The organism is Streptomyces hygroscopicus subsp. hygroscopicus (genome assembly GCF_001553455.1).
Classification (GTDB): domain Bacteria; phylum Actinomycetota; class Actinomycetes; order Streptomycetales; family Streptomycetaceae; genus Streptomyces; species Streptomyces hygroscopicus.
The window spans coordinates 1-1,335 of the sequence record NZ_BBOX01000411.1 but is presented as its reverse complement, the minus strand read 5'-3'; the positions used below and the strand labels follow the sequence as shown (position 1 = coordinate 1,335).

Below are 1,335 nucleotides of genomic sequence, written 5' to 3'. Positions count from 1 at the left end.
TCTCCGCGGTGCACAGGACGGCGACCGCCTGGACGGCGAATCCGGCCGCCAGGAGGGCGTACACGGTGACCGTGGGGGCGGGCGCGAGGCGGACGAGGAGCGTGGCGGCGAGGACACCGGCCGCCATGCCCGCCACCGGGGCGATGCTGTTGGTCAGGGCGGCCCGGCCCGGGCGCAGGGGGTCGTCCAGGTCGAGGAGGGCGGCACCCGCGGCGCTGGTGGCGGCGCCCGTGGCCACGCCTTGCAGGACACGGGCGGCGATCAGCACGGCGGCACCGTCGGCCGAGGCCAGGAGCACCATCGCGACGGCCTCCAGGATCAGCGCGGCCACCAGGACCGGGCGCCGTCCCAGGCGGTCGGAGAGCGTTCCGGTGGTGAGCAGGGTCATCAGCAGCGCCAGCGCGTAGGCGCTGAAGACCACGGTGACGGTGAGCGCCGAGAGCTGCCACCGGTCCTGGTAGAGCGGGTACAGCGGAGTCGGTGCGCTGGAGGCCGCCAGGAGCGCCGCGAGGATCGACGCGTTGAGGGCGAACGAGGCCGCGCGGTTCGCCGGGCGGGGGCGGGCGGCTCCGTAGGGGCATGGGGCCGGTGCTCGGGGTGTGACGGTGGACATGGGACTCCCAGCACTAAACGCAATTTGTTTGCCTTAATGAAAAGTAGACCCTAGGAGTGGCTAACGCAAATCAGTAGCTTTTAGAGCGCGCCACCGCCGAGGGCAGGCCGGAACCGGGCCGCCCGCGTCGGCCTCCACCTGCCGACCGACCACCGCGACCGCGACCCCGCCTAGACGCAAGTTCTTTGCTTTAAGATGGAGGGGTGAGCAGGCAGATGGTGCGCCCCGGCGGGCGCAGCGCCCGGGTCCAGGCGGCGGTGCACACCGCCGTGCGGGAACTCGCGTCGGAGGTGGGCCGGGACGCCCTGACGGTGCCCCTGATCGCCCAGCGTGCGGGCGTGACCCCGTCGACGGTCTACCGCCGCTGGGGGGACCTCCAGGAGCTGTTGTCGGACGTCGCGGTCGAGCGCCTGCGTCCGGAGACCGCGCCGAAGGACCACGGCGACCTGAGCTCGGACCTGACGGCCTGGGCCGAACAGTTCCTCGACGAGATGTCCTCCCCCTCGGGCCGCGCCTACATCCGCGACGCCCTGCTCGGCGACCCGGACGGCAGCAACGCCGGCCAGTGCTCGGCCTACGCCGCCGAGCAGATCGACACCATCCTCACCCGCGCGGCGGCACGCGGCGAGGGCACGCCCGACGTCGAGACGGTCCTCGACCACGTCGTGGCCCCCATGATGTACCGCATCCTCTTCCGCCCCGACGGGCTCGCCCCCGCGTAC

Annotated in this window: 2 protein-coding genes; one reads left to right on the top strand and one right to left on the bottom strand. The window is 72.9% G+C overall.

Translation table 11 applies throughout. The annotated features are described in order from the left end of the window. On the bottom strand, nucleotides 1-613 hold a 613-nt coding region (locus AXW62_RS33765), incomplete at its 3' end, for an MFS transporter (RefSeq protein WP_159061019.1). A 215-nt stretch (nucleotides 614-828) separates the two neighbouring features. On the opposite strand from AXW62_RS33765, the gene AXW62_RS33760 reads away from it, so the two are divergent. Further along, nucleotides 829-1,335 (top strand): TetR/AcrR family transcriptional regulator (locus AXW62_RS33760; RefSeq protein ID WP_060947824.1); only part of this gene is annotated, 507 nt, incomplete at its 3' end.